Source organism: Aeromonas sp. ZOR0001 (genome assembly GCF_000801015.1).
In the GTDB taxonomy this organism is placed as follows: Bacteria; Pseudomonadota; Gammaproteobacteria; order Enterobacterales; family Aeromonadaceae; genus Aeromonas; species Aeromonas veronii.
The window spans coordinates 1-1,013 of record NZ_JRJY01000013.1; the positions used below are offsets into that span (position 1 = coordinate 1).

Consider the following 1,013-nt stretch of genomic DNA (forward strand, 5'->3'; position numbering starts at 1 on the left):
TCGATTCCCTCTTTGAGGGAGTAGGTATAAACAGGGTCACCGAAGTAATCGGTACTGGAGACGGTCTCGGTCTCTTTGGGCGTGGCGGTGAGACCAATCTGGGTAGCCGATGAGAAGTATTCGAGGATCTCGCGCCAGGCGCTGTCTTCAGCGGCACTGCCCCGATGGCACTCATCCACCACGATCAGGTCGAAGAAGTCGGGGGAGACCTGCTTGAAGGCTTTCTGCGACTCTTCCGGCCCGGTGAGCGCCTGATATAGGGCAAGGTGGATCTCATAGGCGGGGTCGATCGTGCGCCCGGTGACCTTGGTCATGGCCGAGCCAAAGGACTGAAAATCATTGATCTTGGTTTGATCTACCAGAATGTTGCGATCGGCCAGAAACAGGATGCGCTTCTTGGCGCCCGCCTTCCACAAACGCCAGATGATCTGGAATGCGGTGTAGGTCTTGCCGGTGCCGGTGGCCATTACCAGCAATACCCGATCCTCATCTTTCGAGATGGCTTCTACGGTCTTGTTGATGGCCTGCAGCTGGTAATAGCGGGGAGATTTGCCGCTGCCATCCGAGTAATAGTCCTGACTGATGACAGGCAACTGTGCCTGGGTGTAACCCTTCCAGGTGCAGAGTTTGTCCCAAAGCTGGCCCGGGCTGGGGAAGTCCTCCAGCGCGATCTCGGATTCCAGCTTGGCTGGATTGGTCTTGTCATGAAATACAAAGCCATCGCCATTGCTGGCAAACGTGAACGGCACATCCAGCAGACGGGCATAATCGAGCCCCTGTTGCATCCCCTTGCCAATCTCATGCTTGTTGGCTTTGGCCTCGATCACCGCCAGTGGCAAGCCCATCTTGTGATAGAGCACGATATCGGCCGATTTGACCTTCTTGCGTGCCGCCATCTGGCCGCGCACCACCACCTTGCCATCCCGCAACGGTACTTCTTGGCGGATCTGGGTCAGATCATCCCACCCAGCAGCCTTGATAGCAGGCAGCAGGTATTTCGAGATGATGTCGGC

At 56.7% G+C, this 1,013-nt stretch carries 1 protein-coding gene; it reads right to left on the reverse strand.

Annotated features, from left to right (window positions below):
- Nucleotides 1-1,013: EcoAI/FtnUII family type I restriction enzme subunit R (gene hsdR, locus L972_RS02105; protein WP_047434932.1), on the reverse strand; the 1,013-nt coding region annotated here is incomplete at both ends.